We start from the raw sequence: 3,941 nt of genomic DNA on the forward strand, positions 1-3,941 counted from the left end.
TTGCCTGGGTTTTGAAAAACCCCCATGTAAGTACGGTGATATTAGGTGCAAGCAAATCCCCTCAATTGGCCGAAACTTTACAGGCATTAGAGGTTGTTGATCAATTAACACCTGAGGTTATGGAAAAGATAGAGCTGGTTTTGCAAAACAAGCCCAAAGCGCCGGTATTTTAAGGGATTATTTCTTCTAAACAGGTCCAGGCCTCGGCAGGCTTTTCAAAAAGTACCTTGGTCTGGGCCCAGGTAGATTTAAATAATTCGGATTGCCTGTATTTTTCCAGGCAAGTTTGGTTTTCCCATTTGCTATAGGTGAAAAACACACCGGGTTCAGTTTGGCTTTCCAAAAGGCTTAAGTGAATGCACCCTTCGAAGTGACGAATATAGGTTTTGGAACGGTTAAAAACATCCTTGAATTCAGATGCATTACCAGGTTTGAAAGTCATTTTTACTACCCTTGTTATCATTGGCTTCTATCCAGATTTTATCGCTCATTTTAAGTCCCAGGTATTTACTTGCAGAACCGCAATTTTGCGCAATTTCAAGCAAACCTACCGAGTTAAAGAATGCCAGAATTTCTCCGGGCATCACATCTCCATAAACCTGGGAAATTCCGGAAATGGTATGGGAAAGGTTTTTCATAACTATTTTGATCCCTTTACCTTTAAAGGTTTGATCAAAGGAATCCTTGGTAATATTCGTAAAGATATTCCCAAATCCATCAATATAAATAACCGCACCGGTAATGCGTTTTTCTTCCAACACCGGATTAAAGAAAAGCTGTTTTTGAATGGAATCTTTAACCGTTCCAAGGGAGCTTAAGGAGCCTGTTTTGACTAATTTACAGGCAGCAGGAACTAAGATATCAAGACAAGGGAAGGAATGAGAGCTGAAATTAATTACCGAGTCCAATTGAATGATTTCTTCAGGTTTATCATCGAGCACCAAACTAAATACACCGTTGTCGGGACCAATAAAATAATGCCCTTTATGTTTAATTCCGATATAAATGGCCGTATTGCTGATATCCTTAGAAACCGCATTAATATGAATGGTTCCTACGGGGAAATAGCGGTAAGCCGAACGGAGTATAAAACCTGCCTGACCTTCATCGTGTTTGCCAACCTGGTGAGAAATATCCACAATAATGCAATCGGGAAGTGCAGACAAAATGGACCCTTTGAGGGCAGCAACATAAGGATCTTTAAGTCCAAGGTCTGTAGTAAGGGTGACGATAGGCATTTGGGCGACAGCACAAAATTACTTTTTAACAGAAATTATACCAGATTTTTTTTGGAAGACATTTTTTTTATCTTTGCGGCCAAATCAACCAAACTCATATTAAAAATTATGAAAAAAATTAAACTACTTAGCTTAGCAGCTGCAATGACTCTAGGTCTTGCTTCTTTGAATTCTTGTACAGAAGACAAATGTAAAGATGTAACTTGTGAAAACGGTGGAACTTGCTTGGAAGGTGTTTGTGATTGCGAAGACGGTTACGAAGGTACTAACTGCCAAACTGAAACTCGTGTTGCATTTTACGGAAGTTATTCTGTATCTTCAGGTACTGTAACTTGCCCAGTTACCGGAAATGGAAACATCTCTCAAGGTACTCCGGTTTCTATCGCTGAGTCTAGTGCAGGTGTATTGAAAGTTTCTGTAGTATTTGCTGGTACTGCTTTGACCGGAACTGTTAATGGTTCTAACCTAACTTTGGACCAAGTAACTCTTAACAACTTTACTTACTCAGGTTCTGGTTCTGTAAGTGGAAACACTTTGACTATGTCAATCAACGAACAAGATCCAAGCGCTGGTGAAACTTGTGTTTACTCTTTCACTGCTCAAAAATAATTGACTTCAATTTATTTGAAAGGCTGGCCATTTGGTCAGCCTTTTTTTTTATCCCTACCCTTGAGTCAAACTATCTTAACAGTTCACAAAATAGCCTAAGTTGAATTTTGTGACCAAATTAAACGGGTTCCATATTATACCGAATAGATATTATCACAAAATTGTCATTTGAAACGAAGTGAACAAATGGAAAGTGGGATGGGGGCTGATTTTGGTTAAATCCGAGCTTGTTTTAGTTAGTTTTTTTTAATTTAAACCCAATTTAATCAATAGTAGAATGAAAAATCTGAACTACTTGATTTAGTTGGGTTTACCCCGAATGAAGAGTTTGAGCATTTCTAATGCGCAATCGTGGTAAAAATTACTTGAAAATCTAACTAATCCTAGTCTCGAAACTCGTTTTAAAATTTCTTTTGGAATTTAGCTTAATTGAATGGGGGCATTTTTGAACCACCAAAAATACTTGCTTCCTGATTTGTAAATGAGTAGGAAGTAAGGCTATGCTGAAATTGTAAGAAATGCAGGGTATCCAAGACTTTAGGTAAAATTTACATTTCTTATTTTTTATAAAACCTTGAATAGTAAAGATTTGAAAATAAAAACAGGGAGGCCGAACTGTTATTCCAATTGTAAGGTTAGAAGAAAAAAAAAGGGAAAATCCAATTTTGGATTCTCCCTTTTTTATTGGAAAATAATAGACTATTTAATTTTGTCTTTCATTTTTCCTCCGCCGTTTCCACCAGTTGGGGCAACAACATTGTCTTTCATTTTTCCACCACCAGCAGGAGTTGTAACATTGTCTTTCATTTTTCCTGTTTCTGGTTTTTTAGGCTCTTCTTTTTTAGGCTCATCAGCTGGTTTTTTAGCTGGTTTTTTACTGCCTTTGCCTTTTTTTGCAGCTTCTTCAGCAGCAGCAATGCTATCTTGTTTCATTTTCTCCAAAGCAGCAGCAATGCTATCTTGTTGAGCTTTCAAGGCTTCAGCGGCTTGGATAGAATCTAGACGAGCTTTTTCTACCTGAGCAATACTATCCTTGCGAGCGTTTTCACGAGCCTCAAGCTCTTCTTTGCTTGGTCCGCAGGAAGCTAAAAAGCCTAGTCCTGCTACCATTACAAGTGAATAAATTTTTTTCATGTTCTGGATTTTTGGATTATTGATGAGGATGCAAAATTAGAAGTAATAACATATCAATCTTAAATTAAAACGTAAAATATCAACGAGAAATCAACTATTTACAACCAATCTTAATAGGTTATCAATTCTCGGTCCGAACTTCCATCTTCGTATAGATTGATTACTGCAAAAGCCGGAGGAAATTCCTGACAGTTGCCTCCCCACCAGGCACCACAAACTGCCCCATTGCAATAGTATTTTACACCCAAATATTCCGCTTCATCTACCAAATGGATATGTCCGCTTAAACAAACTTTTACATTTGGATATTTGTAAAATAAATCTTTTAATTGTTTGGCATCCTGATGCATCCAAGCTCCCGGAACATTCCAGTTATTTCTTTTTAAATTGTCACCATCGAAAAAAGTACATACAGCCAAAATAGGAATGTGACTCAAAATACAAATGAATTTCTCCTTTGGAACCGATGCTAATTCTTTTTCCAGCCAATCCATTTGAGCTTCATCCAATTTTGCCCAATATCCTGCTATGGATCGGGGATGTGTACTATCCAAAACAATAAAATGCCAGTTACCTTTGGTAAAACTATAGTAGCGATTGCTTAACTGAAGTTCTTCTGTTGCCCAGGCTTTACCATAAAGTGGGTCCCGTTTCTTTTTATTTCCAACATTGCTCCAGCCCCAAACATCGTGATTGCCAATGCAGCTATGCATTTCGGTGTGCAATTCATTCTTTAAAACAGATTGCCAAACCTCCCATTGGGCTTTCACTTCGTCCTTGTTCCTGTTCAAAGAATCCATGATGCAATCTCCCCCATTTAAAATAAAGTCTGGCTTGTCAGGTAAGGTTTGGGCTTTTTGAAGAGCTTTTGCCATGCCTTTTGGCGCAACAGATCCCGGTTCAACATGAATGTCGGTCAAGTGTGCTATTCTGAAATTTCGTCTTTTATGCACATGAATG

At 38.0% G+C, this 3,941-nt stretch carries 6 protein-coding genes; 2 read left to right on the forward strand and 4 right to left on the reverse strand.

All coding sequences use genetic code 11. From position 1 onward, the window contains the following. Positions 1-173: aldo/keto reductase (locus tag K1X82_14990; protein MBX7183415.1), on the forward strand; the 173-nt coding region annotated here is incomplete at its 5' end. Here K1X82_14990 and K1X82_14995 read toward each other — a convergent pair. Both K1X82_14995 and K1X82_15000 read right to left on the reverse strand, forming a co-directional pair. Further along, positions 170-463 carry an antibiotic biosynthesis monooxygenase gene (locus K1X82_14995; GenBank protein ID MBX7183416.1) on the reverse strand — a complete coding sequence of 98 codons (294 nt, stop codon included), beginning with the start codon at positions 461-463 and terminating at the stop codon, positions 170-172. The genes K1X82_14990 and K1X82_14995 overlap by 4 nt on opposite strands. Further along, positions 423-1,238: an SAM-dependent chlorinase/fluorinase gene (locus K1X82_15000; GenBank protein MBX7183417.1), complete on the reverse strand. Its 816-nt coding sequence runs from the start codon at positions 1,236-1,238 to the stop codon at positions 423-425. The genes K1X82_14995 and K1X82_15000 overlap by 41 nt, the downstream gene beginning before the upstream one ends. A gap of 108 nt (positions 1,239-1,346) precedes the next feature. Between K1X82_15000 and K1X82_15005 the strand changes: the two genes are divergently transcribed. Further along, positions 1,347-1,847 (forward strand): calcium-binding EGF-like domain-containing protein, encoded by a 501-nt coding sequence (locus tag K1X82_15005; GenBank protein ID MBX7183418.1) that lies wholly within the window; start codon positions 1,347-1,349, stop codon positions 1,845-1,847. Positions 1,848-2,546: 699 nt separating this feature from the next. On the opposite strand, the gene K1X82_15010 is transcribed toward K1X82_15005, so the two are convergent. Further along, positions 2,547-2,981, reverse strand: a complete 435-nt coding sequence (locus tag K1X82_15010) for a hypothetical protein (GenBank protein ID MBX7183419.1) — start codon at positions 2,979-2,981, stop codon at positions 2,547-2,549. Positions 2,982-3,091: 110 nt separating this feature from the next. Beyond that, a partial coding sequence (locus tag K1X82_15015; protein ID MBX7183420.1) for a metallophosphoesterase occupies positions 3,092-3,941 on the reverse strand: 850 nt, incomplete at its 5' end.

This window comes from Bacteroidia bacterium (genome assembly GCA_019695265.1).
GTDB lineage: Bacteria > Bacteroidota > Bacteroidia > JAIBAJ01 > JAIBAJ01 > JAIBAJ01.

Excerpts from the sequence above, each read along its gene's own strand:
- K1X82_14995 (MBX7183416.1), bottom strand. The coding sequence starts at position 463 with ATGATAACAAGGGTAGTAAAAATGACTTTCAAACCTGGTAATGCATCT.
- K1X82_15000 (MBX7183417.1), bottom strand. The coding sequence starts at position 1,238 with ATGCCTATCGTCACCCTTACTACAGACCTTGGACTTAAAGATCCTTAT.
- K1X82_15005 (MBX7183418.1), top strand. The coding sequence starts at position 1,347 with ATGAAAAAAATTAAACTACTTAGCTTAGCAGCTGCAATGACTCTAGGT.
- K1X82_15010 (MBX7183419.1), bottom strand. The coding sequence starts at position 2,981 with ATGAAAAAAATTTATTCACTTGTAATGGTAGCAGGACTAGGCTTTTTA.